Raw genomic sequence first — 26,177 nt, forward strand, 5'->3', positions numbered from 1 at the left:
GCTCAAAAATTAGGAAGCAATCTGACCAAAACGACGATCGCGGTTTTGATAAGCGAGTAAAGCTTGATGAAAGGCACTGCGATCGAAGTCAGGCCACAAAATATCTGTAAAATAAATTTCTGTATATGCCATTTGCCACAATAAAAAATTACTCAATCGCATTTCTCCACTAGTACGAATTAATAAATCTGGATGAGAAGTTCCAGCAGTGTAAAGATATTTCTCAATTGAGTTTTCATTAATCTCGTCAATCTCAATCTCTTGCTGTTGAATTTGTAAAGCAATTTGCCGACAAACTTGAGCAATCTCTTTGCGGCTACCGTAATTCACAGCTACAGTAAAGTGAATAGCTGTGTTATGAATTGTGTAAGCGATCGCTCGTTCTATTTCTCTTTGCAAAGACTTAGGTAAGACTGACAAATCTCCAATAAAAGAAATTCGTACTCCTTCTTTTTGCATTTGAGTTAATTCGCGTTGTAATAGTCGCTCAAACAGTAACATGAGAAAATCGACTTCTTGTATAGGTCGTCGCCAATTCTCGGTCGAAAAAGCATAAGCTGTTAGTGCTTCAATTCCCCAATCTTTACAGCAGCGAAGTAGTTCTTTTAAAACTTTTGCTCCTTGACGATGCCCAGCAACACGCGGTAATCCTTTTTTGGTAGCCCAGCGTCCGTTACCATCCATAATTACAGCAATGTGTTTGGGTAATTTTTGCGGATCGAGAGCGGTAGGTAATTCAGATTGTATAGAGTTCATAGATATAATGTCGCGCAAAGACGCAGAGGCGCAAAGAAAATTGTCAGTTTCTGCCAAGCTTTATTTCAGGTTGTTGATTCCTGCATTAATTTACATAATCTACTGTGTGATTCCTGAGAAGTGAGATTGTTTCAATCTAGGAAATGTAGATACACCTACTGATACGAGCTTGAGAATCAAGGAGAATACCCCGGCTCTGTTTCTCATAGTTTAGGAGTAAAAAAAATAGTTGTCAGTCGGTTACAGTCGGTAAACCTAAGTCGGGGAAGTCGGAAAAGTCGGAACTCAAATGCACAGTTAAGCGACTAAGGACATAATTGCGATCGCCACGTAGTAGACGGGAAAAATAAGATTATTAAGGCTAATGCACCTACCACACTTTTAAACGCACAAATTTGAATGCATGAATCTCAATGCAAGAAACATCCCCAGTAGAAATATCTATTCGTCAGGCTCGTACTAGCGATCGCGATCGAATCATCCAGTTGCATAGTCAGTCAATTCAGCAACTTTGTACGGCTGATTATAACCCTGCACAAATTCAAGCTCTGCTAGAAGATAAAAAAGTGTATGGAACAAAATCGTGGGGTGATGTTGTCTTAGTAGCAGAGTATGGCGAAGAAATTGTAGGGTTTTCGGCTTTGATGCAGGGTACGGTAAGTGCAATGTACGTCCATCCAAAATGGACTCGACAAGGTATTGGTAGACGTTTATTACAGACGATTGAACGAGAAGCTATATTTCGGCGATGGCAATGGTTATTTGTGAAAGCTTCTATTACGGCTGTACCTTTTTATCAAGCTTGCGGCTATCAAATTCTACATCCCACTCAAATGATGGTTGCTCGTAGAGAGTGGGTTCCTTGTGTTGATATGCAAAAGCAATTAGTGGCAACAATTAGCCAACAGCAATTGCCTTCTCGACAAGCAGAGACTTGTTGGCAAATCGTGCAATCATGTTTAGTTAGTTTAATTGTATTAGTCGCGATCGCAAAGATGATGCAATGGTTTTTACCTCGATAGCGATCGCATTTGATTACAATATATTTGTAGGGGCGCACAGCTGTGCGCCCCTACTTTTATCTATTCTGGTTTCATTGCTGTCTCCTTTCATCTAGCCGGATTGTCAGGAAATGCCTCTTCTAGATCTTCTACTGAAGTTGGAATGCGATCGATAAAAGGTAAACTAGCTCCTTGTAAACCCCGTTTAATCCGTTCTGGAGTTTCAGGAAAAATGATAAATAGCGGATAAATGCTATTCGCTCCTTCACTAAAAATGTGTTGATAAGGAAGAGGCATAATCCACTCGTATTCTTTATCTAATAACACTTGGGTTTGTCGCCAGCGTCCTAAGAAATCGGAAAAATCTTCATTGGGACGATAAATAAATAGAAAAATTTCTACTCCAGTTTTAATTTTCCACTCTGGATCGCACATGAGAAAAGCGATATCACAGGGTAACAGAGTCGTTTCTGTAACTTTGATTGCTTGACGTTCTTTACTAGTTGATGTAGAGTTTCGCAGCCGAATTATAGGTAGAGGAATCGGAATGACACTTTCATAAGGACGGCGCAAACTTGGAAGCATTTCTAAATAGGGACGATGCTGCTTCAGTAAGGCGATCGCTGCTAGGCGATCGCTATACTCTGCCAAGCACTCTTCATAACAAGCTTTTTTAACATTCATAATTTATTCGATAGATAGTTAGTAGTTAATGGTCAAGAGAGGTCGCTAACTACTAACGATTCGCTTAACCCAACTTTTCAAATACCTTGAACATGGGTAGGTACATCGAGAGAAGAATTCCCCCAACCATACCACCTAAAACTACAATCATAATTGGTTCAATAATACTAGTGAGGGCTTTAACAGCTTGCTCGACTTCATCTTCATAGAAATCAGCAACTTTCATTAACATACTATCCAGTTCACCCGTTTCCTCGCCAATACTAATCATCTGAATTGCCATCACGGGAAAAACTCGTTCTTTTTGTAATGCTAAACTAATCATTCCTCCTTGCTGAATCTCTTTACGCGCTGCATCTACAGCATTAGCAATTATCTGATTGCCAGCCGTATCGCGAACGATTTCCAGAGCAGTTAAAATTGGTACTCCTGAACGAGTCAAAGCACCAAAAGTACGACTGAAAAGGGCTACAGACGATTTTTGAATTAAGTCACCAAACAATGGAACTTTCAGAGAAATTCGGTCAATGGTCTCCCGACCCAGCCGAGTTTTGTAATACTGTCGATAAACAAAACTACCACCAATAAAAACTACTACAGGAATTATCGCACTTGGACTTCTAAGAACTGCGCTGATCCACAACATAAATTTGGTCAGTTCTGGTAATTCTACTCCTAATTGCTTAAAAATATCAGCAAAAATAGGTATGAGAAATATAGTCATACCAAGAAAAATTAGTACGGCTATAATTCCAACTGCAATAGGATAGGTTAAAGCAGATTTAATTTGGTTTTGTAGTCGAGCGCGATCTTCCAACAACTTAGATAATCGGTTCATGACTTCATCAAGAACACCACCGACCTCTCCAGCTTGTACCATACTGACATACATGTAATCGAAACAACCTGGGTGTTTCCGCATTGCTTCAGACAAATTCATTCCCTGCTGTACATCAGAACTAATGTCAATTAAAGCTCCTTTCAGTTTTGGGTTAGTACACTGTTCCGCCATTACACCCAGGCTTCTTACAATGGCTACACCTGCGTTAATTAGGGCAGCAAACTGACGAGAAAAAACAGCTTTATCTTTAACAGATACCTTTGCAAGAGCTGCTTGGAGCGGTGCTAAGCTGAGATTACCACTCAACTTAAATTCTTCTGCTTGTTTTAGTTCTTGAATAAAAAGACCTTTCGATCTCAAACTAGAACGTGCTGCTGCTATTGTGTCAGCAACAACTTTTTCTTTTTTAGCGTTTCCTTTCGCATCACGAACGCGAGCAACAAATGTAGGCATGTCTTAGATCTTTTAGGAGATAGAGAATATGGAAGTTGTAGAGATACAAACTATATATCTCTACAGATGATTTTCTAAGAATTAGTTAATGCATAGAAGTACCTGCTCTCATACCAGCTTTTGCACCGACTCCTGGAGTATTACCAATCAAGCGCTGTAATTCATCTGGCTTAGATGTTTTAGACATTGCTGCTTCAAACGAAATTAGACCAGTTTTATACTGATCTGCTAAAACTTTTTCCAATGTTTGCATACTCAAATTTCCTCCAGTTTGAATTGCCGAGTAAATTTGAGCTGTTTTTCCTTCACGAATTAAGTTAGAGATAGCAGGGGTAACAATCATAATTTCCTGAGCCATAACTCGACCGTATTCGCCTGGTTTAGGGTTCTTTTTAGATACGAGAGTTTGACTGAATACTGCCACAAGTGAGTTAGATAACTGGACGCGAATTTGTTGCTGTTGTTCTGGAGGAAATACATCTACCATCCGGTCAACAGTTTGAGCCGCAGAACTCGTGTGTAGTGTACCAAATACTAAGTGTCCTGTTTCCGCTGCTGAAATCGCTAACTGAATTGTTTCTAGGTCACGCATTTCGCCTACCAGAATTACATCTGGATCTTCCCGTAAAGCTGCTCTAAGAGCATTAGCAAAACTTTTTGTATCTTCTCCAACTTGACGCTGATGGATCACACTCTTGATTGGTTCGTAGACAAACTCAATCGGATCTTCAACTGTGATAATGTGTTCCGCCCGCGTTGTATTAATATTATTAATCATGGACGCTAGGGTAGTAGACTTACCCGATCCAGTTGGTCCCGTTACCAAGACTAATCCTCGTGGTTTTTCCGAGATTTCCCGCACAATACTGGGTAAATTTAAGGTTTCCATGCTGGGAATTTTGGAGGCTAGCGCTCGCAAGCAGGTGGCATACGTACCTCGGTCTTTATAGACGTTGACGCGGAAGCGAGCTAGTCCCTTAATCCCGTAAGAACAGTCAAGTTCCCAGTTTTGTTCTAGAGTTTTGCGCTGGGTATTATTTAACATACTAAAAATTAGTCTTTGACACTGTTCTGCTGTTAGTGGTTCGTGTTCCGTTGGAGTCAACTTTCCACTGATACGGATATATGGCGGTAAACCTGCTGAAATGTGTAAGTCCGAACCACCCGAGTTAATAACTTCTTCCATTAAGTCTTCAATCATTAATTCCATAGTTAATCTCCTTGAAAGTTATGTTGGTAATTGGTAGTTGGTAATTGGTAATTGGCAATTGGTAATTGGTGGTTGTTCGTTTTGACTTTTGTGCGGGCGGGTTTAGCAAATAGGTTGACAACCTTAAGTGAAAATTTTTGGTCAAAACCCGCCCCTACAACTTTTGACTTGCCATTACCGATTGTCTAGTCACTAAATCGTGGAGTCATACAATAAGGACACTCAAACCACTCTGGTTGTAGCTCTGCATGACAAGTTTTACACTCTAATGAACTTTTACGTTTTGCTTTCAGTTCCGCTTCCAAACCAGAATCAGTGAAAGTGACGCGCTCTACTTCTTCCAAAGTCGTGTTACCTTGCATCACTAGCTCCAGACTATAAGCTAACAACGTTTTCATGCCCTCTTCTACGGCTGCTTCTTTAATCCGTTCGCTCGGCGCTCCTTCAGTAATTAAATTTTGTAGTCGTTCTGTAACGCGCATAACTTCATATACGCCACAACGCCCTTTATATCCAACGCCAGCGCATTTAGAGCAAAGTTGATTTTTAGCCTTAGCGGCTTGAATTTCTTCTAACTCCAAAGATTTAGCTTTGTAAAGCGTGAGTTCGACATCTTTAGAACTCGCCAGTCCAAACCGAGCTAACTCATCGGCACTGGGAGTATAAGGAATGCGACAATCAGAACAGACGCGCCGCATCAAACGTTGAGCCACAACCCCTAGCAGCGCACCGGACACCATGAATGGTTCTACACCCATTTCGTCTAAACGAGAAATTGCCCCAGCCGCATCATTAGTGTGCAGAGTTGTCAATACTAAGTGTCCCGTCAGTGCTGCCTCAATAGCGGTTTTTGCCGTTTCCTTATCCCGTGTCTCACCAACTAGAATTACGTCTGGGTCTTGTCGTAGAAAAGCCCGCAAAATTGACGCAAAATCCATTCCTTTTTCTCGAATCACCTGGACTTGCGTAATTCCTGGTAGAGAATACTCAATGGGGTCTTCAGCGGTGCTGATATTTACCCCTGGATCGTTGCGTTCTGCCAAAATTGAGTATAGAGTGGTCGACTTACCGCTTCCCGTCGGACCCGTAACCAACAGCAGTCCGAACGGACGACTTGCCAAGTCCCTCACAATTTGCAGGCTCTCTACATCGCTAATTAATTTGTCTAACCCAAGTTGGGTAGATGAGTTATCCAAAATCCGCAAAACAACTTTTTCCCCGTAACGACTGGGTAAGGTATTGACGCGAAAATCAACTTTTCGTCCTTCAAATACGCGGCGAATACGACCATCTTGGGGTGCGCGTCGTTCGGCAATATCTAATTCAGCAATAATTTTAAATCGAGCTGTCACAGCAGGAACAATTTGTTTGGGTAGGGGGTCAAAAGCCTGCCGCAATACTCCATCTCTACGAAATCGGACGCGCAAGTACTCTTCTTGGGGTTCAATGTGAATATCTGAAACTTTTTCTTGTAACGCTTTGATCAGAATTTTATTCACTAGGGCAATTACAGGAGCAGCATCCGCATCTTTGAGAGATGCACCTAAATCTGCGTCACCCTCCTCTGGTGCATCTTGTAAATCAAGTCCATCTAACTCTACAGTGAAATCGACGGCATTAGCGTTATTTCTTTGATTGTCTGCCTGTTGTTTTTGTTTTTCTACATTTTCATCTAAATATTTAGAAAGAAGTTCTTGGAAGTCTTCTAGTGTAATGACCGTCCTTTGCAATCCAATATCGCGGGGGCGAAGAATACGGTTTAAATTATCTTGGGCATCCAAATTATCTGGATCGACCATTGCGATCAAAATGGACGGAGGCTCATCACTTTTTGATATAGGTAGCAGCCGATAGCGACGACAAATATCAATCGGGATCAAAGAATCGATCAACTCGCCGACTTGACTTGTGCCAATCTGATTGATTTCTGGATCGAGAAACTCTACACCGTAGAGAATTTTTAGCTCGAATAGCTGTTGTTTTTTATATTGTCTAATTAAGTCTGGTGGCAGTTGTCGTCCAGTTATAGCTTCTAAAATCTCCGGTAGCGATCGCCCAGTCGAGCGACTTTCGCTTAAAGCCTGCTTCATCTGCTCTTTACTGACATACCCAGTCTCAACTACTTTGTTGCCAAAAGGAGACAAGTCATTTTTGACAATTAAGGCACGCCGCTGCATTGAAGAGGAGTAAGACATAATCGCTACTAAGATTTTGCATAATCAAGTATTCCCAAATAGAGTGTTCCCAAATCTCAAGAGAAATATTACAGAGGCGAGAAGCAGAAGAAGTCGGAGTTCAGAAGCATTTAACCACTAGCCACTAGCCACTAGTCACTGATGACTGTATTCCCCGTGCAACTGCGCCTGCAATTATTGCATCCTAGAAGAGGTAAGTTTGCGCACAAGCTGAAGGTTAGTGGCTGGAGTAAACCTCATATCTCTAGCCTCTTCCACAGCTACACAGTTGTTAGGATTTAGGATTGGGACATAATGATTGACGAAGAAAAGCAAACGGAATACGCAACTAACCAAGAACCACAACAGCAAACACAGCAAACAACGAACGAGGTCACAACCAAAACAATGGACTCAAATGCATTCGGAGAATTTGAAACACAGGCAAACGCTCCAGAGGGAGATGCTAACGTTGCATCGAACGAGAATCCAGTCGAAGTAGAAAAGCCTGATACCTCCTCCACCGCGCCTGAAGCCGATAATCGAGCTGCTTTGTTAGAAAAGGAGCGGGAGATCGAGTCACTCAAAGCTAGCTTGGAGGAGCGTACCAGTCAATACATGCGCATGGGCGCGGATTTTGAAAATTTTCGCAAACGCACGCTCAAAGACAAAGAAGACTTAGAGCAAAAGATTAAACAGAATACTCTACAAGAAATTCTACCTGTGGTAGATAATTTCGAGCGGGCAAGAGCGCAGCTCAAACCGCAAACCGATGCTGAAATGAATCTTCACAAAAGTTATCAGGGAGTATACAAGCAACTGGTAGATTGCCTCAAGCGGCTAGGTGTTTCGGCAATGCGACCTGAAGGCAAGGAGTTTGACCCGAACCTACATGAAGCGGTCATGAGAGAACCAACAAGCGAGTACCCTGAAGGCACGGTGATTGAAGAATTGGTCAGGGGTTACTACTTAGGCGATCGCGTGTTGCGTCATGCTTTGGTAAAAGTAGCTACTGCCCCAGAAGAAACACCGTCAGAAACGGTAGTAGCAGAAACTCCACCCGAAGTTACAGAAAGTTGAGTGAAAAAATATCTTGGGAGTGAATGCATTGAGACAAATTCTGGGAAATATATCGTAGAGCCAATTTACTGCGTCGATCGCGATCTGGGACGACGCTACATCAATAAAAGCCACCTTACTGCTGAATATGGGAAAAGTTATTGGGATTGACTTAGGGACAACGAACAGTTGTGTTGCCATTTTAGAGGGCGGTCAACCACTGGTGATCCCCAATTCAGAAGGTGGACGAACAACTCCCAGCGTGGTTGGCTTTGGTAAAGCCAGCGATCGCTTGATCGGTCAGTTGGCAAAGCGTCAAGCCGTCACGAATGCCGAAAACACTGTTTACAGTATCAAGCGGTTTATCGGACGGCGTTGGAACGAAACTCAAGCAGAACGCCAGCGCGTCCCCTACAAATCCGTTAGAGGACGCGACGACACTGTAGATGTCCAAATTCGCGATCGCACCTACACTCCTCAAGAAATTTCTGCCATGATCCTGCAAAAACTCAAGCAGGACGCAGAAAATTTTTTGGGAGAAAGCGTAGACCAAGCAGTAATTACCGTACCAGCCTACTTTACCGATGCCCAGCGGCAGGCAACCAAAGATGCAGGCACGATCGCGGGACTGGAAGTTTTACGTATTATCAACGAACCGACAGCCGCCGCTTTAGCTTACGGCTTGGATAAGCAAGATCGAGACCAAACAATTCTCGTCTTCGACTTAGGCGGCGGTACGTTTGACGTTTCTATCCTGCAACTAGGAGACGGGGTTTTTGAAGTTAAAGCCACCTCTGGCAACAATCAACTTGGCGGTGACGATTTCGATAACTGTATCGTGCGCTGGATGATTTCTTGCTTTCAAGACAGTGAAGGTGTAGACTTAACTGCCGACCGCATGGCACTCCAGAGACTACGAGAAGCAGCAGAAAAAGCCAAAATCGAACTGTCTACCCTTGGCAGCACGACAATTAATTTACCTTTCATCACGGCTGATGCTACGGGACCAAAACACTTAGAACAAGAGCTAAGCCGCGCCAAGTTTGAAGAGTTGGTCTTGCCTCTGATCCAAGCCACGATCGAACCGATGGTGCAAGCCCTCAAAGACTGCGGTTTACGCCCCCCAGATATCGATAAAATCGTTCTTGTGGGTGGTTCCACCCGCATTCCAGCCGTGCAAAATGCCGTGCAAAACTTTTTTGGTGGCAGAACAGCCGAGCGATCGGTCAATCCCGATGAGGCTGTTGCACTAGGCGCGGCAATCCAGGGTGGAGTGTTGGGGGGCGAAGTCGAAGATGTCTTGCTACTGGACGTAACTCCGCTCTCTCTGGGAATTGAGACTTTAGGGGAAGTCTTTACAAAAATTATCGAACGCAATACCACAATTCCCACCAGTAAAGCGCAAATTTTCTCGACTGCTACCGACGGACAAACCTCTGTGGAAATCAAAGTTCTTCAGGGAGAAAGAGCGATGGCGCGAGACAACAAAACTTTGGGAAGTTTTGTACTCACAGGAATTCCTCCTGCTCCTAGAGGCACGCCCCAAATTGAAGTTGCCTTTGAGATCGATGTCAACGGCATCTTAAAAGTAGCAGCATCAGACAAAGGCACTGGCAGAGAACAATCCTTGCGGATCACGAATACGGGTGGGTTGAGTGCAAGTGAAGTAGAACGGATGCGCCAAGAAGCAGAAATGTTTGCTGAGCAAGATCGAAAACGCTTGGAACTGATCGAACTGAAAAACCAAGCAGAACACTTGTTACAAAGTTATTTTGTCACCTTGAGAGATAATAAAGACCTAATTACTGAAGAGTTTAAAGCTCAGGCAGATGAAAAAGTCGCCGTACTCAAAGCAGCCTTTGCCGATCCTGCTTCCACTATTGAAGCAATCGAACAAAGACTGCAAGACTTCCAGCAAAACTTATTTGCTCTAGGAGCCAGCGTTTACGAACAAGCCAATCGCAGTAGCTCTTTTACTTCATCAGGTATGGACGACACCTTCACTTCTTCCTTTGGAGACGATAGTACGTATGCAGTAGACTACGAAGCAATTGAGGAGTAGTCATTTGTTATTTTTGAGTGGCTAGTGGCTAGTGGCTAGTAGCTAGACTCTTTTCTAGTCACCAGCCACTAGCTACTGATAACTGAAAAGGATCGGTTTTGCCACCTTGTTGAAAGTACGGTGATTTGTCTACAGTGATTATGGAACTTTAGTAACTAATGCTGAAACGCGATCGCCGCAGGACAGCAACAGATTCATCCCTCTTCTAACCACTAAACCAGCAGCGCTCTATGGCTCGTGACTATTACGAAATTCTGGGTGTTTCCCGCAGTGCGGATAAAGAAGAAATCAAACACGCCTATCGTCGCCTCGCTCGGAAATATCACCCCGATGTGAATAAGGAAACTGGAGCTGAGGAGCGGTTCAAAGAAATCAACCGAGCTTACGAAGTGTTATCGGAACCGGAAATGCGGGCGCGTTACGATCGCTTTGGCGAAGCTGGTGTCGCAGCTGGTGCTGGGGCAGCAGGTTTTCAAGACTTTGGCGATATTGGCGGTTTTGCTGACATATTTGAAAGCTTCTTTAGCGGTTTTGGTGGTGCGGGCGCTCAAGGTGGGACGCGGCGGCGGAGCGGACCAGTCCGTGGTGACGACCTACGGTTAGATTTGAAGTTAGATTTTAGAGAAGCGGTCTTTGGCGGGGAGAAAGAAATTCGCATTTCTCACCTAGAAACTTGTGAAGTTTGTAGCGGTTCTGGTGCAAAGCCTGGAACTCGACCGCGTACTTGTACGACTTGTAGTGGCTCGGGTCAGGTAAGGCGCGTTACCCGCACTCCCTTTGGGAGTTTTACGCAGGTGTCTACTTGTCCCACGTGTAACGGTACGGGGCAGATGATTGAAGACAAGTGCGAAGCTTGCGACGGGAAAGGTGCGAGGCAGGTAACGAAGAAGTTAAAAATCACCATTCCCGCCGGAGTTGACAACGGTACGCGCTTGCGCATTTCTGGAGAAGGTGATGCAGGCGATCGCAACGGTCCGCCAGGAGATTTATACGTTTACATCTTTGTCAACGAAGACGCAGAATTTCGCCGCGACGGGATTAACGTTCTATCAGAAATTAAACTCAGTTACTTGCAAGCAATTCTAGGCAGCCGCATAGAAGTTAATACGGTAGATGGTCCGACTGAATTGCTTGTGCCTGCTGGTACTCAACCAAACACCGTGATGACTTTAGAAAATCACGGCGTGCCGCGTTTGGGTAATCCCGTCAGTCGAGGCGATCACCTCATCACAATCTCAATCGATATTCCCACCCGCATTACTCCCGAAGAACGAGAATTGCTGGAAAAGCTAGCTAAAATTCGGGGCGATCGCACTGGAAAAGGTGGTATAGAAGGATTTTTGGGAAATCTGTTCCACAAATGAATCAATCATTTTTGTCATCTGCCGATGCTCAACTCGATCTACGCGGGACTCCCTGCCCGATTAACTTTGTTCGCACTAAGCTACGATTGGAAAAAATGACTCCAGGCAGCTTGCTGGAAGTCTGGCTAGACCCAGGCGAACCAATCGAGCAAGTGCCGGATAGTTTGACAATGGCTGGATATCAGATCGAGCAAATTGAAGAACGTCAGGGATTCTTCGTGCTTCAGGTGAGGCATCCTGTTAAGTGAATTCGGAATTCGGAATTCGGAATTAGTTTCAACGATCTTGGCTATTTGCTAATTTTCTAAGCTTGAGAGTTTGTTAGTCATGCATGAATGATTTGCACAATTCTGAAATTCAACTCATAGAGGACACTTCACCTCTAGTGGGTACGGTAGTAGCAGTACAAGCAAACTACTACTGGGTAAGGTTAGATGCTCCAGGTTCAGAATTAACTACTCCCTCAGCTCCCTCAGCTCCCTCAGCTCTCTTGTGTACGCGGCGGGCGCGGTTGAAAAAGCTAGGACAGCAAGTCATGGTTGGCGATCGCGTTGTCATAGAAGAACCGGATTGGGCTGGTGGTCGAGGGGCAATTGGGGAAGTCTTACCCCGTCAAAGTCAGCTCGATCGTCCGGCGATCGCTAACGCGCAGCAAATTTTGCTGGTATTTGCCTTGGCAGAACCAGACCTCGACCCGTATCAATTGAGTAAGTTTTTAGTCAAAGCAGAGTCTACGGGGTTAGAAATTTGTCTGTGCTTGAATAAAAGCGATTTGCTCTCAGCCCAGCAGATTAATAGTTGGCGCGATCGCTTGAACAAATGGGGCTACCAACCTTTATTTATCAGCGTCCATCAAGGATTTGGAGTCGATCGAGTGAGCCAGCGCCTGCAAGCGAAAATAACCGTCATTGCTGGACCCTCTGGAGTGGGGAAATCGAGTTTAATCAACATGCTAATCCCAGAAGCAGGATTGCGAGTCGGAGAAGTATCGGGGAAACTGTTGCGGGGTCGCCACACGACGCGGCACGTCGAACTGTTTGAATTACCTACAGGGGGATTGCTAGCCGATACTCCGGGCTTTAACCAACCCGATCTTGACTGTACTCCAGAAGAGTTAGCAAGCTATTTTCCAGAAGCAAAACAACGCTTAGCCGTTGCTAGTTGTCAGTTTAGCGATTGCTTGCACCGCGACGAACCGAATTGTGTCGTGCGGGGCGACTGGGAACGTTACCAGCACTATTTGGACTTGTTGGAGGAGGCGATCGCCGATCGAGAACAGCTAGCTCGTCAAGCCAATCCTGAATCGAATTTAAAGCTGAAGACCAAACGGGGTAAAAGTCAGTACGAACCCAAACTAGAAACGAAAAAATATCGCCGCCAGTCTCGCCGGACGCAACAGCAATCTCTCCAGGAGTTATATCGAGAAGCAGAGGAATAGGGTCTAAAATTTAAAAAATATTAACTTAAAAAATTGGAGATTTTTATGGCTCCTAAAGTCGAAATCTACACCTGGAGATCCTGCCCGTTTTGCATTCGTGCCAAACAACTGCTTGCAAAAAAAGGCGTTGATTTTATCGAGTACAGTATTGATGGTGATGAAGCCGCTCGCAAACAGATGGCACACAGAGCAAACGGTCGCCGTTCTGTACCCCAAATCTTTATCGACGATCGCCACATTGGGGGATGCGATGACATTTACGATCTGGATTTCCAAGGCAAACTCGATCCGCTGCTAACCTCGGCTCAAGGAGCGTAAGCCATTGAGTTTAAAACTAGTTTTTATTATCGACCCGATCCACAAACTCGATCCAGGTCACGATACGAGCGTTGCTTTGATGGAAGCAGCGCAAGCTTTAGGACATGAAGTGTGGATAACTCAAGCTAGCCGCTTGGGGTAGCTGAAGGTAAGGCATGGGCTGTTTTAGAACGCTTACAACTTCAACCCGTGCAGTTGGTGGATGGGCGCTGGGTAGCGGAACTGGTTTGGTACGATTTGAGCGATCGCACCTGGATGCCTTTAGAAAATTTTGATGCTGTGTTCATGCGGACAGATCCGCCTGTAGATATTCCCTACGTCTACGCTACTTACATTCTCGACTTCATCGATCGGAGCAAAACTTTAGTTGTCAATAATCCCCAAGGGTTGAGGGCAGCCAACGAAAAAATGTTTGCTCTACAATTTACTCATTTGATGCCAGAGACAATTGTGAGTGCGGATAAAAAGGTGATTCGCCAATTTTTAGCAACAAGAGGGGCAGCGATTCTCAAACCACTGGGACTCAAAGCAGGTGAAGGAATTATTTATCTTGAAGAGGGCGATCGCAATTTCAACTCAATTGTAGAAATTAGCACTTACCAAGCCAAAATGCCCGTGATGGTGCAAGAATTTATCCCTGCTGCGAAAGAAGGAGACAAGCGGATTATTCTACTCAACGGCGAACCCATCGGAGCTGTGAATCGAATTTCCACCAGCGACGACTTTCGTAATAACATGGCAGCTGGCGGTACGGTAGCCAAAACTGAAATTACAGACCGAGAACATCAGATCTGTAAGGATTTAGCTGTCAGCCTACAACAAAACGGCTTATACTTTGTCGGAATTGATGTTATCGGTGGCTATCTAACTGAAGTGAACGTCACCAGCCCTACAGGGATCCGAGAAATCGATAGACTCAATGGAATTCGTCTGGGAGAAACGGTGATGCAATGGTTGGAAAAGGCGAAGGTTTGATCTAGGAAATGTAGAGACGTTACATGTAACGTCTCTACTCCGATTCAAACAAAAAAGCTACTCGTCGTCAGACATATCCGTATCTTCGTCTTCATCTTCTTCGTGAGCTTTCACGGAGTTAGCTGAGACTACAGCACCCATGTCGAGTTTTTCTCGGACGAGTTTCTGAATTTCTTGAGCAACCTCAGTATTTTCTTCCAAATACTTAATCGTATTGTCGCGACCTTGGGCAATGTTTTCGCCTTTGTAGCTGTACCACGCACCTTTGCGTACAATTACGCCTGTTTCCTCGGCAATGTCTACCATACAACCTAATGTAGAAATGCCTTTGCCAAAGATAATATCAAACTCGGCGATTCGGAATGGCGGCGCAACTTTGTTTTTAGCAACTTTGACTTTAACGCGGTTGCCGAATTCTTCCGTGCCTTTTTTCAAGGTTTGAATCCGGCGAATATCCAAACGTACAGAGGCATAGAACTTAAGGGCATTACCTCCAGTTGTCGTTTCTGGGTTGCCATAGGTCACGCCAATCTTTTGTCGTAGCTGGTTGAGGAAAATTACGGTACAACCAGATTTACCGATGTTACCCGTGATTTTTCTTAAAGCTTGGCTCATCAAACGTGCTTGCAAGCCGACGTGGGTATCTCCCATTTCACCTTCGATTTCAGCGCGGGGAACTAGCGCGGCTACAGAGTCAACAATCACAATATCCACCGCCGCCGATCGCACTAACTGATCGACAATCTCTAGACCAGCTTCGCCCGTGTCTGGCTGGGAGACGAGGAGATTCTCAATATCTACACCCAAAGCCGCTGCATAAGTTGGATCGAGGGCGTGTTCTGCGTCCACAAAGGCAGCAATTCCACCTGCTTTTTGGACTTCCGCGATCGCGTGGAGTGCTACTGTCGTTTTACCAGAACTCTCTGGACCGTAGATTTCAATTACCCGCCCTTTGGGTAAACCGCCGCCTAGAGCTAAGTCGAGCGTCAACGAACCGCTAGAGATAGTTTCCACGCGCATTCGGGTCGCATCTCCCAAGCGCACGATCGCCCCTTTGCCGAAATTGCGTTCGATTTGATTCAGGACTAGATTCAGGGCTTTTTGCTTGCCAGCAACATCATTGTTAATAGCCATTCGCGCCTCTAGGATAGGAGGTGTAAAAACTTTTACTTAACTAGTTTTAACTAGTGCAGATATACTATTTTAGTAGATTTATCCAGCACAGCATAGCATATATGCTAATTCGTAATTTTGAATTCGTAATTCGTAATTGGGGATAATTTGCTGATTTTTGGTTTTTATCTGATTTATATACAAAATTACGTCGGTTTTCTTTTGGCTTTGTTGTTTTCCTTAGCTTACTTGCAGAGATATGATTTTAGGTCACGCAAAGACGCGAAGGCGCTAAGAAGAACGCTAAGAAGAGATCTTCGTATCTACCTTGTCCCCTTGTCCCCCTTGTCCCCCTTCGCCCCCTAATCCCCACGACCGAAGGGAGTGGGGAAGAGCGAGTTCCCCCTTGTCCCCCTTGTCCCCCTTGTCCCCCTTGTCCCCCTTGTCCTCATGTCCTATACAGAGTCTCAATTAGAAGAGGCAGTCATCTCGGTGGCTGGTCTAACATCGTATATTCAATTATTGCTGGAACATGATGAGGTGTTGCGGCAAGTGTGGGTTGGGGGGAAGTTTCGAGTCTTAGCCGTCACTCTAAAGGTTTGTTTTTGACGCTGCAAGACCCAGAGACAAAAGCTGAGATTAAGTGTGTGGTGTGGAATAGCCAGTTGTCGCGCTTGGCTCAACTACCAGTACAAGGGGAGCAGATCGTAGTTTTGGGTAGTATTCGTTTGTATCCTCAGCGGGGACAATATCAACTGACAGTGTGGCAGGCTTTACCAGCGGGGGAGGGATTGCTGGCGTTGAGACTGCGGCAGTTGCGCGATCGCCTGGAGGCAGAAGGTTTATTCGATCTAGAACGGAAGAGAACTCTGCCAGCTCATCCCCAGGCGATCGCCGTTGTCACTTCACCAACAGCAGCGGCTTGGGGCGATATTCAAAAAACGCTTAAACGCCGCTATCCTGGTTTATCTGTTCTGTTTTCGCCTGCTACCGTGCAAGGAGAGCCAGCACCAGCATCTATTGTCAAAGCGATCGAGCGCGTGGAACGAGACGGAAGGGCGGAGGTGTTGGTTCTTACCCGTGGTGGGGGCGCAGTGGAGGAGTTGGCTTGTTTTAACGACGAACGAGTTGTGCGGGCGGTAGCTGAGTGTTCTATACCCGTGATTACGGGGATTGGGCATCAGCGAGACGAGACTTTAACAGACTTGGTGGCTGACGTATGCGCCCATACGCCTACAGCAGCAGCAGAACTTGTTGTACCAGATTTAGCGGTTGTGTATGCCGAGCATCGGCAGAGGATAGAGACGCTACAGGCAGTTGTACAGCAACAATTAGATATGGCAGGCGATCGCTACTATTCTCTCAGCAGTCGGTTGGGGCGTTTGCGTTTAGACCGAGAAATTCAGCGCGAGATTGAGTTTTTAAATTGGAAAAAGCAGCAGTTAATTCAGGTAACTCAACAGCGATCGCAAAAAGCACGGCAACACTGTCATTTATTAGCACAGAAACTTGCTAGCCTCGATCCTCATGCGGTGTTGAAACGGGGTTACGCTGTAGTTCGGCAAGAAAACGGTACGATCGCTCGTTCGGCTGCTCAGTTAGCGCCAGGACAAGAGTTATTAATTCAGCTCAGTCAAGGAAAAATCAAAGTTAAAATTATCGAGAATTCTCAATCTGAAATCTAAAATTCTTAGCCCTACAGACAAAAGCCACTGGCACAGGTTAAAACTTTCTACAGTATGTTGAGTTCGTGTAGATAAATTGAGTTATTGTCGTCACGAATTTCGTTCGCTTAGGAAGAAGTATTGTATGAAAATTTCCGCAAAACTACGTAGATTTATTTGGTTGTTCATTTTATTTGTATGGGTAGCATTAGCAGCAATTTTTCTAGTCCCGCAATTAGCTCTAAAGTTTTCACGACCCACACCTTTACAAGTGGTAGATATAGCTAGCTCTAATATAACTAACACCAATTCTTCAAAAAAGCCTATTTCTCCATCACCCACAGAAAAATCCAGTTCGAGTAAACCTCCAATTTTAGTATCTAGTAATGCCATCACGCCAACTACGTTTACTAATAAAACAATCGATCGCAATCCGATAAAAAAAGTTTTTCCGAGCGATTTTATCTCAGCTAATGTTAAAACTCAATATGGCGCAAAAGGTGATGGCGTTACAGATGATACGGCAGCAATTCAAAAAGCTCTAAATGACGAACGCGACGAAGAACAAGATTATTTTGGCAAGCCAAAAGCTCTGTACTTTCCGGCTGGAACTTATTTAATCAGCAATACTTTAAATTGGAAGGGTTGCTGTATGAGTTGGCAGGGACAAGGAGCAGGAATTAGTATTATTCAACTCAAAGACAAGACGAAAAGTTTTGGCGATCGCAATGCTCCTAAACCAGTCATACAGACTATAGATGGTAATATGTCATTCCGCCAAAATATTACAGATTTAACCGTAGATACGGGAAAAAATAATCCAGGCGCGATCGGGATAGACTATATTTCTAATAATTTTGGTTCTCTGTGGAATGTTTTAATTCGCTCTGGTGACGGACAAGGAAAAGTTGGTTTAGATATGTCGAGACAATGGGCAGGACCTTGTTTAATTAAGAACGTACAAATTAATGGATTTGACTACGGCATTGTCACTAAAAACTTAGAATATGGTCCTACGTTCGAGGAAATTACACTTCAACAGCAAAAAGTTGCAGGTATTTTAAATGATGGTAATACATTAGCAATTCGTAAACTTCAGAGTAAAAATTCTGTACCAGTCATTCAAAATCAAGCACCAGCGGGCATGATAATTGTTATAGATGGCAATTTTCAAGGTGGTGCGGCAAAAGCTAGTGCTATTGAAAACAACGGTTATTTATATGCGAGAAATATCAATACTAGCGGTTATAAATCGGCAATTCATCACAAAGAAACTATAGTTTCTGGTACAAGTATAAGTGAATATGTCTCTGACAAAATATATAATCTGTTTGATAGTCCAATGCGATCGCTCAATTTACCAATTGAAGAAACACCAGTTTTCGAGGATAAAAATTTAGCTAATTGGATGGCTTTTTCTCCTCAATGGTACGGAGAAACTGATTCTTTACAAGATGCACTCAATTCAGGTAAATCGACTATTTATTTTCCTTTCGGTACGTACTTTTCTCATGATAAAAAAGTTTTCAAGGTTCCGGCTTCAGTTCGACGTATTGTCGGCTTTTCGTCTATTGTGAATGGCGGTGGAATTGTATTTCGCGTCGAGCAAAATAGCGACAAGCCTTTGATTATCGAACAATTTGGTTATGGAGTCACAATAGAACACGCTTCACCGCGCACTGTTGTTATTCAACATGGTGGCTACGAGTACAAAGACTTTCCCAAATCTGGCAAGCTATTTTTAGAAGATGTAGGAGTTAGTTTACGGATTAATTACCCTCATCAAGTTTGGGCGAGGCAGTTAAATGTTGAAACTTTAGATGCAGCACGTACTAAAATTGAAAATAAAGGCGGGACGCTCTGGATTTTGGGACTAAAAACGGAGGGTAAGGGTTCTGTAATCAATACTACTAAAGGTGGTAAAACAGAAGTTTTGGGAACTTTAATCTATCCAGTACATGACTTTACTGCTCAAGAAAAGCAGGAAGCTGCATTTATTAGCAATAACTCTAGTCAGTCATTAATCTATTCTGTCAGTGCTTATGGTGAGAACAAAAACTATGATATTCAAGTAGAAGAGACTCGGAACGGCGTGAAGCGCCAACTACTGAGTAAGGATTTTCCTGGTAGAATGCCTTTGTTTGTGGGGTATAAATAGCGAAAAAATTCAAAAGTAGTAGGGTGGCATTGCCCACCTATACTATTATTGAAGTAAGCTTACTAATATGTAAAATAAAAGTTCGTTTAGCAAACTCTCTTATTCGCAAATTCTTTTGGTATGTCTCGTAACTCCAATTCCAAAACTAAATCAAACACTTCACCTTTACCCGATACTTGGAAATATGAAGTAGCTGTAGCAGAAGTTGAGTCACTTATCTCTCGGATTGAAGCAGGCGAGTTAGAATTGGAAGAGGTGTTCGAGCAATTTACTCAAGCTGTAGAGCAGTTGAAACAGTGCGAAACTTTTTTGCAACAACGACAGCAACAAGTGGATTTGTTAATTGAAACTTTGAATAATGAATCTTAAAAAGTCAAAAGTCAAAAGTGAGAAGTCAAAAACTGGTAGAGTGTTTTGGGTAAAACTTATCGTCAAAAAATAAAGGTTAGCCAAATATACTTAAATTCAAATTTTGAGCGAGTTGCTGTATTAAGAATATACCAGCTTTGGAATTACCTGTTTCGTCTAAACCAGGACTGTAACACGCGATCGCACCTTGAGTCGGTACAATTGATAAAATTGCCCCACTAACTCCCGATTTTGTCGGTAAGCCTACTTCTGAGGCAAAACGTGCTGAAGCTTGGTATAAACCACAAGTCGTCATAGTTGCATTTACTATACGACGGTTTTGGGGCGCGATCGCGTCATGAGCTTGTACGAGTAACATTCCTATCCGTGCTAAGTCAGCTACCGTACCAGCTAAACAGCAAACATGATTGTATGCATCTAGAGTAGTTTCTGGCGAGTGAATATTGCCAGCTTTAGTTAATAGTCGAGTTATCGCAAGGTTGCGATCGTTGGGTAAAGAACGCACGGAATCAAGCATTTGGTTATCTAGAGTTAGCTGACAACCTGCGGTTTGATTCAGCCACAAACGGAGATTCTCACAGCGAGAAAATGCATTGATACCTGGGAGGATAGAACAAAGTGCGATCGCGCCACTATTGATCATTGTATTGCGAGGAAAACCTTCATCTGCTATCAGTTGAGTTAGAGAATTAAAAGGCAGATCGGATGGTTTCATTCCTACATGAGAGAAGACTACTTTTGCACCTAATTGCTGTAACAAAAATAGCAAAATAAAGGGCTTGACAACACTCATTAACGGAAAAGTACAATGAGTATCGCCTGCGTTATAGCTTTGTTCTGTCACAGTTTGAATTTGCACTGCTAACCAATTTGGATTAGCTTGGGCTAAGAGAGGAATGTAGTTAGGTAGTTTTCCTTCTTGAGTATGCCTGCGTGCTTGCATTACCCAAGTTTCTAGTTGCGCTGGAGTTAAAGGCTTCAAATGTGGTAATTGATAGTTGGTAGTTGGTAGTTGTCTACAATCCTTAACTGTAAAAGCTGCCATCTTTACGAGTGAAAACGCAACCTTCTACACTCGATTTTGCCATGAGATCGACATCAGGATAACAATATAATCGTTACCTAAAGCATGATATTTATAAAAATCAGTTACCATTTGTAAAAAGTTAAAAGTTGAAATTTAAAAGTCAAAATACATAATTTTGTCCGTAATGCTGTAGGGGCGGGTTTATCGACGAGCTTTGATAAAAATGAAGATCTTCACAAACCCGCCCTCTTTCACGCCAGGATATTCACAAACCCGCCCTCTTTTATCCAAAAATCACAATCCCAATTTTTCCAACACCGGACGGGTAGAAACAATATGTCGTTCTAATCCTAATTGTTTCGGTGCAACTCCTAACGCCAAAGCAATTAATTGTGGAAAATGTAAGACTGGTAAACCAAGTTTTCTCCCGATAACTTTCTCAACTTCTGGTTGACGAGAATCGAGATTTAAATGACACAAAGGACAAGGTGTCACCATACAATCTGCACCAGAGGCGATCGCATCTTGAATGTGCATTCCTGCCATTTTAAATGATTGTTCGGTGGCATAACTAGAAAGAGGCCAACCGCAACATTGCGTGCGTCCGCGATAATATACTGGTGTTGCTCCCACTGCCTCAAACATATTTTCCATTGCTTGAGGATTAAATGGATCGTCGTAGGGCATAGTTTTACGAGCGCGCAGTAGGTAACAACCATAGAAAGCCGCACACTTTAAACCGCTCAAAGACTTGGTGACTTTTTGCTGAATTGCCTTGTAACCATAATCCGTCACCAGCGCGTAAAGTAAATGCTTGACTTCCGTACTGCCACGATAGGGGGAACAGCCTTCTTTTTGGAGAAAACCGTTAACTTTATCTAGATAAGCTGGATCGCTTTGTTGAGATTCTTTAAGGCGATCGTCAACGTGAGCGATGACACCCTGACAAGTGCTGCAATGAGTTAAAAGAGGTAAGTTTAATTCTTCTGCTAAAGCAATATTCCTGGCATTAACAGTATCTTCTAGCAGTTGCGAATCTTCTTTAAACGTACCAGAACCGCAGCAAGCGGCTTTTTTTAGCTCTATTAGTTCAATTCCTAAAGCTTGAGTTAGCGCTTGAGTTGATAGGTGCAATTCCCGACAAGCACCCTGAGCGACACAACCGGGGTAATATGCGTATTTTAAAGCTGTAGATGACATGGTAAATATAGTCAATAGGGTTTAGGAGTCAGGGGTAAGAAGAATATAACTCTAAGCTAACGCTTTGATAGTCGCAGGTGATTGTTTGATAGCCGTGGGCGATCGCTAGTATTTCCACTAGGTTTCTACGTTAACCCGTACAGTCTTTGTCATCACAGAAACAGATTGAAGTCGTAATTCTTCCAGAGTTCGCTGATAGATCGAGCCTGAAAAGGATATCCTGGCTACCCTTCTCTCTCACCTCTCATTTGGTGACAAAAAGAAAATAGACCATGTGGAGAGATATACGATCGCGCTTTTCGATAAGATGAATATGCTCAAAAGCATTTTACCTAAGTTCAAGGTCTAGCAACTGGTTAAGGACAGTCATCGTATGAGCGAAACGGAAATTTTTGAAAAAGTAAAGAAAATCGTCACCGAGCAACTGAGTGTTGAAGCCAGTAAGGTCACGCCCTCGGCTCATTTTGCCAACGATCTCAATGCCGATTCTCTGGACACAGTAGAGCTGGTCATGGCTCTAGAAGAAGAATTTGATATTGAAATTCCTGATGAAGCAGCCGAACAGATCACCACGGTACAAGAAGCTGTGGACTACATCAACAATAAAGTTGCTACATCCGCGTAAGTGTTAGTCACTTGTCCTTTGTCATTTGTCCTTTGTTCGCCAGCAATGACAAATGACGAATGACGTAGGGCGTAGACACCCGAAGGGTGGCTTCTCGAAGAATAGCCCTTCCCGAAGGATATGACAAATAGTTCACGGGTGAAGAAGCTGGCTGAGAATTGAGCTATGACAGATTTGGAAAAAAAACGGGTTGTGGTGACTGGTGTTGGCGCGATTACGCCAATTGGCAATAATCCAGTTGAATTCTGGGAAGGATTGCAAAGCGGTCGCAATGGTATTGGTTCGATTACATTATTCGATCCATCACAGCATAGATGCCGGATTGCCGGAGAGGTGAAAGGTTTCGACCCGCAGCAATACATGGATGGCAAAGATGCGAAACGAATGGATCGTTTTGCACAATTTGGCGTTGCTGCAAGTTTACAGGCGATCGCCGATGCCCAGTTTACGATTAACGAGTTAAATGCCGAACAAGTCGGTGTCATGCTCGGTACGGGGATTGGTGGGATTAAAGTTTTAGAAGAACAGCAAACCATTTATCTCAATCGCGGACCCGATCGCTGTAGCCCTTTCATGGTTCCGATGATGATCGCGAATATGGCGGCGGGGTTAACGGCAATTCACGTCGGTGCAAAAGGACCGAACTCCTGTCCTGTAACAGCTTGTGCTGCGGGTTCTAACGCAATTGGCGAGGCATTTCGACTGATCCAGCACGGATACGCCCAAGCGATGATTTGTGGTGGTACGGAAGCCGCTGTTACACCCCTATCGGTAGCAGGATTTGCCTCGATGCGGGCGCTATCTTTCCGCAACGACGATCCAACCCACGCCAGTCGTCCGTTCGATCGCGATCGCGATGGTTTTGTGATGGGAGAAGGGTCGGGAATTTTATTGCTGGAAGAATTAGGACACGCCCTGAGTCGGAAAGCCAAAATTTATGCGGAAATTGTCGGCTATGGCATGACTTGCGACGCTTACCACATGACAGGAATTGCCCCTCAAGGAGAAGGCGCAGCCAGGGCGATCGCTCTGTGTCTCAAAGATGGTGGAATTAAGCCAGAGCAAGTAAACTACATCAACGCTCACGGTACGAGTACCCCAGTCAACGATCCGAGCGAAACAGCGGCAATTAAAACAGCTTTGGGTGAAGCAGCTTATCAAGTTGCCATCAGTTCCACCAAGTCAATGACGGGTCATTTACTCGGCGGTTCGGGAGGAATTGAAGCAGTTGCGACAGTCATGGCGATCGCCCACGATCGGGTTCCGCCTACAATCAATTTGGAAAACCCCGATCCAGAATGCGATTTAGATTACATCCCAAATCAAAGTCGCGCCCACACCGTCAACGTTGCCCTATCCAACTCCTTCGGCTTCGGCGGACACAACGTTACCCTGGCATTTAAAAAATATGTCTAAGGGAGCAGTGTAGAGACGTTACATGCAACGTCTCTACACTGCTCCCTCAAAAAAAGGCTTGCATGGCGATCTCGAAGTATGGGACGATCGCTTATGCGTGCCGAGGGCGATGCCAAGCATTTAGCATCTTATGTATTGAGCCGCAACTGCGAGCTGAACTGTCGTTAACAAACTAGAAATTATGGCTGTTGCAACCCAATCCCTTGAAGAACTTTGTATTAACTCAATCCGCTTTCTGGCAATTGATGCCGTAGAAAAGGCAAAGTCGGGTCATCCTGGGCTGCCGATGGGTGCTGCTCCGATGGCATTCGTGCTTTGGGATCGCTTCATGCGGTTTAATCCTAAAAATCCGGCTTGGTTGAATCGCGATCGCTTTTTGCTGTCGGCGGGACATGGCAGTATGTTGCTGTATGCCCTGCTCTATTTAACTGGATATGAAGATTTAACTTTAGATGACCTCAAGCAGTTCCGTCAATGGGAATCAAAAACCCCAGGTCATCCAGAAAACTTTATGAATCCAGGGGTAGAAATTACCACTGGTCCATTGGGACAGGGAATCGCGAATGGTGTGGGAATTGCGATGGCTGAGGCTCACCTAGCAGCCACATTCAACAAACCCGATTTCCCCATCATCGACCACTACACCTACGTCATCTTAGGCGACGGTTGCAACATGGAAGGTGTTTCTGGCGAAGCTTGTTCTTTAGCCGGACACTTGGGACTGGGTAAGCTAATTGCTCTATATGACGACAACCACATTTCGATTGACGGTTCCACCGACCTAGCGTTTACAGAAGATGTTGGTAAACGGTTTGAGGCTTATAATTGGCACGTCCAGGTAGTAGAAGACGGTAACACAGATCTAGATGGCATTCAAAAAGCCATAGAAGCAGCAAAAGCCGTCACTGATAAGCCTTCTCTGATTAAAGTGCGGACAACCATTGGTTACGGATCGCCCAAGAAAGCCGATACTCGCCACGCTCACGGCGAAGCTTTAGGCGAAGATGAAGTTAAAGCCACCCGCGAACATTTAGGTTGGAATCACCCGCCGTTTGAAGTACCAGAAGATGCACTCAACCACTGGCGTAAAGCGATCGATCGCGGTGCAAAACTCGAACAAGAGTGGAACCAAATGTTCGAGCGCTACAAACAGCAATATGCTGACGAAGCTCGCACCCTAGAACGGATGCACGAAGCCGAACTGCCCCCAAACTGGGATTCAGTTCTGCCCACCTACAAGCCAGAAGATAAAGCGATCGCTACCCGCGTTCACTCCGGTAATTGCTTGAATGCGATCGCGGAAGTGCTGCCAGAATTGATTGGTGGTTCTGCTGACCTGGCTCCTTCTAACAATACCCTACTCAAGAATTCGGGCGACTTCCAAAAAGGACAATACCAAAATCGCTACATCCGCTTTGGCGTGCGCGAACACGGTATGGGTTCTATTTGTAACGGTCTTGCCCTAGATGGATCGGGGCTAATTCCCTACTGCGCTACATTCCTAGTTTTCACAGACTACATGCGGGCGGCGATTCGGCTTTCGGCACTGTCGGAAGCAGGCGTAATCTACGTCATGACTCACGACTCGATCGCGCTAGGTGAAGATGGTCCCACCCACCAACCAGTGGAACACATGGCAGCTTTGCGAGTCATACCCGATCTGTACGTGCTTCGTCCGGCTGACGGTAACGAAACTTCGGGAGCTTACAAAGTCGCGATCGAAGCAGCTAAAGGCAAGCGATCGGGCAACAAAGTACGTCCTTCCGTACTCGCCTTAACTCGCCAAGCCTTACCCAACCTCGCTGGTAGCTCGATTGAAGGCGTAACCAAAGGCGCTTATATCATATCCGACAGCGAAGGTACACCCGACATCATCTTAATCGGCACGGGTAGCGAAACTCAACTTTGCGTCAAAGCAGCCGAGCAACTGCGCGGTGAAGGCAAAAAAGTGCGAGTCGTTTCCATGCCTTGCTGGGAAATTTTTGAAGAACAGACTCCAGAATACAAAGAATCCGTGCTACCCAAAGCTGTGAAAAAGCGGGTTTCCGTAGAAGCAGCCGTGACCTTTGGCTGGTGTCGTTACGTTGGTTCCGAAGGTATTGCGATCGGCATCGATCAATACGGTTCTTCTGCTCCTGGCAATGTTTGTATGGAGAAATTTGGTTTCACCGTCGATAATGTATTGACAAAAGCTAAATCTTTGTTGGGCTAAATGCCTATTATAGGGGCGCACAGCCGTGCGTCCCTGTTGTTATGGTCTGATGGGGTTC

21 protein-coding genes and 2 pseudogenes are annotated in these 26,177 nt (G+C 44.5%); 15 read left to right on the top strand and 8 right to left on the bottom strand.

What is annotated here, in order from left to right:
- Positions 1–9 precede the first annotated feature (9 nt).
- A complete protein-coding gene (locus M5J74_RS08985; RefSeq protein WP_250016336.1) occupies positions 10–756 on the bottom strand; it encodes an isoprenyl transferase in 747 nt (248 codons plus the stop codon).
- Positions 757–1,169: 413 nt separating this feature from the next.
- On the opposite strand from M5J74_RS08985, the gene M5J74_RS08990 reads away from it, so the two are divergent.
- On the top strand, positions 1,170–1,778 hold the full coding sequence (locus M5J74_RS08990; RefSeq protein ID WP_250016338.1) for a GNAT family N-acetyltransferase: 609 nt from the start codon (positions 1,170–1,172) through the stop codon (positions 1,776–1,778).
- 87 nt (positions 1,779–1,865) lie between these two features.
- Here M5J74_RS08990 and M5J74_RS08995 read toward each other — a convergent pair whose 3' ends face one another.
- The 4 genes from M5J74_RS08995 to M5J74_RS09010 all read right to left on the bottom strand — a co-directional run bounded on the left by M5J74_RS08995 (position 1,866) and on the right by M5J74_RS09010 (position 7,140).
- Positions 1,866–2,441 (bottom strand): hypothetical protein, encoded by a 576-nt coding sequence (locus M5J74_RS08995; RefSeq protein WP_250016340.1) that lies wholly within the window; start codon positions 2,439–2,441, stop codon positions 1,866–1,868.
- A 64-nt stretch (positions 2,442–2,505) separates the two neighbouring features.
- Positions 2,506–3,735 carry a type II secretion system F family protein gene (locus tag M5J74_RS09000; RefSeq protein ID WP_015153785.1) on the bottom strand — a complete coding sequence of 410 codons (1,230 nt, stop codon included), beginning with the start codon at positions 3,733–3,735 and terminating at the stop codon, positions 2,506–2,508.
- An 85-nt stretch (positions 3,736–3,820) separates the two neighbouring features.
- On the bottom strand, positions 3,821–4,945 hold the full coding sequence (locus tag M5J74_RS09005) for a type IV pilus twitching motility protein PilT (RefSeq protein WP_015153786.1): 1,125 nt from the start codon (positions 4,943–4,945) through the stop codon (positions 3,821–3,823).
- A 185-nt stretch (positions 4,946–5,130) separates the two neighbouring features.
- Positions 5,131–7,140 carry a GspE/PulE family protein gene (locus tag M5J74_RS09010; protein WP_015153787.1) on the bottom strand — a complete coding sequence of 670 codons (2,010 nt, stop codon included), beginning with the start codon at positions 7,138–7,140 and terminating at the stop codon, positions 5,131–5,133.
- 294 nt (positions 7,141–7,434) lie between these two features.
- On the opposite strand from M5J74_RS09010, the gene grpE reads away from it, so the two are divergent.
- From grpE to gshB, 8 genes and pseudogenes are all read left to right on the top strand, one after another.
- The gene (gene grpE, locus M5J74_RS09015; protein WP_015153788.1) at positions 7,435–8,199 is read left to right on the top strand and encodes a nucleotide exchange factor GrpE; all 765 of its coding nucleotides are present in this window, start codon (positions 7,435–7,437) and stop codon (positions 8,197–8,199) included.
- Positions 8,200–8,349 carry a hypothetical protein gene (locus tag M5J74_RS09020; protein WP_158265874.1) on the top strand — a complete coding sequence of 50 codons (150 nt, stop codon included), beginning with the start codon at positions 8,200–8,202 and terminating at the stop codon, positions 8,347–8,349.
- On the top strand, positions 8,327–10,240 hold the full coding sequence (gene dnaK / locus M5J74_RS09025; protein ID WP_106217497.1) for a molecular chaperone DnaK: 1,914 nt from the start codon (positions 8,327–8,329) through the stop codon (positions 10,238–10,240). The genes M5J74_RS09020 and dnaK overlap by 23 nt, the downstream gene beginning before the upstream one ends.
- 230 nt (positions 10,241–10,470) lie before the next feature.
- Positions 10,471–11,604, top strand: a complete 1,134-nt coding sequence (gene dnaJ / locus M5J74_RS09030; protein WP_192154253.1) for a molecular chaperone DnaJ — start codon at positions 10,471–10,473, stop codon at positions 11,602–11,604.
- Positions 11,601–11,852, top strand: coding sequence for a sulfurtransferase TusA family protein (locus M5J74_RS09035; RefSeq protein ID WP_106544895.1), 252 nt, complete (start codon positions 11,601–11,603; stop codon positions 11,850–11,852). The genes dnaJ and M5J74_RS09035 overlap by 4 nt, the downstream gene beginning before the upstream one ends.
- A gap of 83 nt (positions 11,853–11,935) precedes the next feature.
- Positions 11,936–13,042, top strand: a complete 1,107-nt coding sequence (rsgA, locus tag M5J74_RS09040) for a small ribosomal subunit biogenesis GTPase RsgA (protein ID WP_250016342.1) — start codon at positions 11,936–11,938, stop codon at positions 13,040–13,042.
- Positions 13,043–13,087: 45 nt separating this feature from the next.
- Complete coding sequence (grxC, locus tag M5J74_RS09045; RefSeq protein WP_015153793.1) at positions 13,088–13,360, top strand: glutaredoxin 3; 273 nt, start codon at positions 13,088–13,090, stop codon at positions 13,358–13,360.
- A gap of 4 nt (positions 13,361–13,364) precedes the next feature.
- Positions 13,365–14,335: pseudogene (gene gshB, locus M5J74_RS09050) on the top strand (glutathione synthase).
- Between the two features lie 57 nt (positions 14,336–14,392).
- Here gshB and recA read toward each other — a convergent pair.
- Positions 14,393–15,469, bottom strand: a complete 1,077-nt coding sequence (recA, locus tag M5J74_RS09055) for a recombinase RecA (protein ID WP_015153795.1) — start codon at positions 15,467–15,469, stop codon at positions 14,393–14,395.
- A 429-nt stretch (positions 15,470–15,898) separates the two neighbouring features.
- Between recA and xseA the strand changes: the two are divergent.
- From xseA to xseB, 3 genes and pseudogenes are all read left to right on the top strand, one after another.
- Positions 15,899–17,133 (top strand): annotated as a pseudogene (xseA, locus tag M5J74_RS09065) (exodeoxyribonuclease VII large subunit).
- Between the two features lie 124 nt (positions 17,134–17,257).
- On the top strand, positions 17,258–19,270 hold the full coding sequence (locus M5J74_RS09070; RefSeq protein ID WP_250016347.1) for a glycoside hydrolase family 55 protein: 2,013 nt from the start codon (positions 17,258–17,260) through the stop codon (positions 19,268–19,270).
- Positions 19,271–19,390: 120 nt separating this feature from the next.
- Positions 19,391–19,639 carry an exodeoxyribonuclease VII small subunit gene (gene xseB / locus M5J74_RS09075; protein ID WP_015153798.1) on the top strand — a complete coding sequence of 83 codons (249 nt, stop codon included), beginning with the start codon at positions 19,391–19,393 and terminating at the stop codon, positions 19,637–19,639.
- Positions 19,640–19,715: 76 nt separating this feature from the next.
- Here the strand turns inward: xseB and glsA are convergent, their stop codons facing one another.
- Positions 19,716–20,582, bottom strand: coding sequence for a glutaminase A (gene glsA / locus M5J74_RS09080; protein ID WP_106169840.1), 867 nt, complete (start codon positions 20,580–20,582; stop codon positions 19,716–19,718).
- A 378-nt stretch (positions 20,583–20,960) separates the two neighbouring features.
- Positions 20,961–21,866 (bottom strand): CoB--CoM heterodisulfide reductase iron-sulfur subunit B family protein, encoded by a 906-nt coding sequence (locus M5J74_RS09085; protein WP_106171577.1) that lies wholly within the window; start codon positions 21,864–21,866, stop codon positions 20,961–20,963.
- Between the two features lie 373 nt (positions 21,867–22,239).
- On the opposite strand from M5J74_RS09085, the gene acpP reads away from it, so the two are divergent.
- From acpP to tkt, 3 genes are all read left to right on the top strand, one after another.
- The gene (acpP, locus tag M5J74_RS09090) at positions 22,240–22,491 is read left to right on the top strand and encodes an acyl carrier protein (RefSeq protein ID WP_015153804.1); all 252 of its coding nucleotides are present in this window, start codon (positions 22,240–22,242) and stop codon (positions 22,489–22,491) included.
- Positions 22,492–22,656: 165 nt separating this feature from the next.
- Positions 22,657–23,907 carry a beta-ketoacyl-ACP synthase II gene (fabF, locus tag M5J74_RS09095; protein WP_015153805.1) on the top strand — a complete coding sequence of 417 codons (1,251 nt, stop codon included), beginning with the start codon at positions 22,657–22,659 and terminating at the stop codon, positions 23,905–23,907.
- 181 nt (positions 23,908–24,088) lie between these two features.
- Positions 24,089–26,119, top strand: coding sequence for a transketolase (gene tkt, locus M5J74_RS09100; RefSeq protein WP_250016350.1), 2,031 nt, complete (start codon positions 24,089–24,091; stop codon positions 26,117–26,119).
- Positions 26,120–26,177: the final 58 nt, after the last annotated feature.

It is taken from the genome of Chroococcidiopsis sp. CCNUC1, from assembly GCF_023546805.1.
GTDB lineage: Bacteria > Cyanobacteriota > Cyanobacteriia > Cyanobacteriales > Chroococcidiopsidaceae > Chroococcidiopsis > Chroococcidiopsis thermalis.

Excerpts from the sequence above, each read along its gene's own strand:
- M5J74_RS08985 (WP_250016336.1), bottom strand. The coding sequence starts at position 756 with ATGAACTCTATACAATCTGAATTACCTACCGCTCTCGATCCGCAAAAA.
- M5J74_RS08990 (WP_250016338.1), top strand. The coding sequence starts at position 1,170 with ATGCAAGAAACATCCCCAGTAGAAATATCTATTCGTCAGGCTCGTACT.
- M5J74_RS08995 (WP_250016340.1), bottom strand. The coding sequence starts at position 2,441 with ATGAATGTTAAAAAAGCTTGTTATGAAGAGTGCTTGGCAGAGTATAGC.
- M5J74_RS09000 (WP_015153785.1), bottom strand. The coding sequence starts at position 3,735 with ATGCCTACATTTGTTGCTCGCGTTCGTGATGCGAAAGGAAACGCTAAA.
- M5J74_RS09005 (WP_015153786.1), bottom strand. The coding sequence starts at position 4,945 with ATGGAATTAATGATTGAAGACTTAATGGAAGAAGTTATTAACTCGGGT.
- M5J74_RS09010 (WP_015153787.1), bottom strand. The coding sequence starts at position 7,140 with ATGTCTTACTCCTCTTCAATGCAGCGGCGTGCCTTAATTGTCAAAAAT.
- grpE (WP_015153788.1), top strand. The coding sequence starts at position 7,435 with ATGATTGACGAAGAAAAGCAAACGGAATACGCAACTAACCAAGAACCA.
- dnaK (WP_106217497.1), top strand. The coding sequence starts at position 8,327 with ATGGGAAAAGTTATTGGGATTGACTTAGGGACAACGAACAGTTGTGTT.
- dnaJ (WP_192154253.1), top strand. The coding sequence starts at position 10,471 with ATGGCTCGTGACTATTACGAAATTCTGGGTGTTTCCCGCAGTGCGGAT.
- M5J74_RS09035 (WP_106544895.1), top strand. The coding sequence starts at position 11,601 with ATGAATCAATCATTTTTGTCATCTGCCGATGCTCAACTCGATCTACGC.
- rsgA (WP_250016342.1), top strand. The coding sequence starts at position 11,936 with ATGAATGATTTGCACAATTCTGAAATTCAACTCATAGAGGACACTTCA.
- grxC (WP_015153793.1), top strand. The coding sequence starts at position 13,088 with ATGGCTCCTAAAGTCGAAATCTACACCTGGAGATCCTGCCCGTTTTGC.
- recA (WP_015153795.1), bottom strand. The coding sequence starts at position 15,469 with ATGGCTATTAACAATGATGTTGCTGGCAAGCAAAAAGCCCTGAATCTA.
- M5J74_RS09070 (WP_250016347.1), top strand. The coding sequence starts at position 17,258 with ATGAAAATTTCCGCAAAACTACGTAGATTTATTTGGTTGTTCATTTTA.
- xseB (WP_015153798.1), top strand. The coding sequence starts at position 19,391 with ATGTCTCGTAACTCCAATTCCAAAACTAAATCAAACACTTCACCTTTA.
- glsA (WP_106169840.1), bottom strand. The coding sequence starts at position 20,582 with ATGCAAGCACGCAGGCATACTCAAGAAGGAAAACTACCTAACTACATT.
- M5J74_RS09085 (WP_106171577.1), bottom strand. The coding sequence starts at position 21,866 with ATGTCATCTACAGCTTTAAAATACGCATATTACCCCGGTTGTGTCGCT.
- acpP (WP_015153804.1), top strand. The coding sequence starts at position 22,240 with ATGAGCGAAACGGAAATTTTTGAAAAAGTAAAGAAAATCGTCACCGAG.
- fabF (WP_015153805.1), top strand. The coding sequence starts at position 22,657 with ATGACAGATTTGGAAAAAAAACGGGTTGTGGTGACTGGTGTTGGCGCG.
- tkt (WP_250016350.1), top strand. The coding sequence starts at position 24,089 with ATGGCTGTTGCAACCCAATCCCTTGAAGAACTTTGTATTAACTCAATC.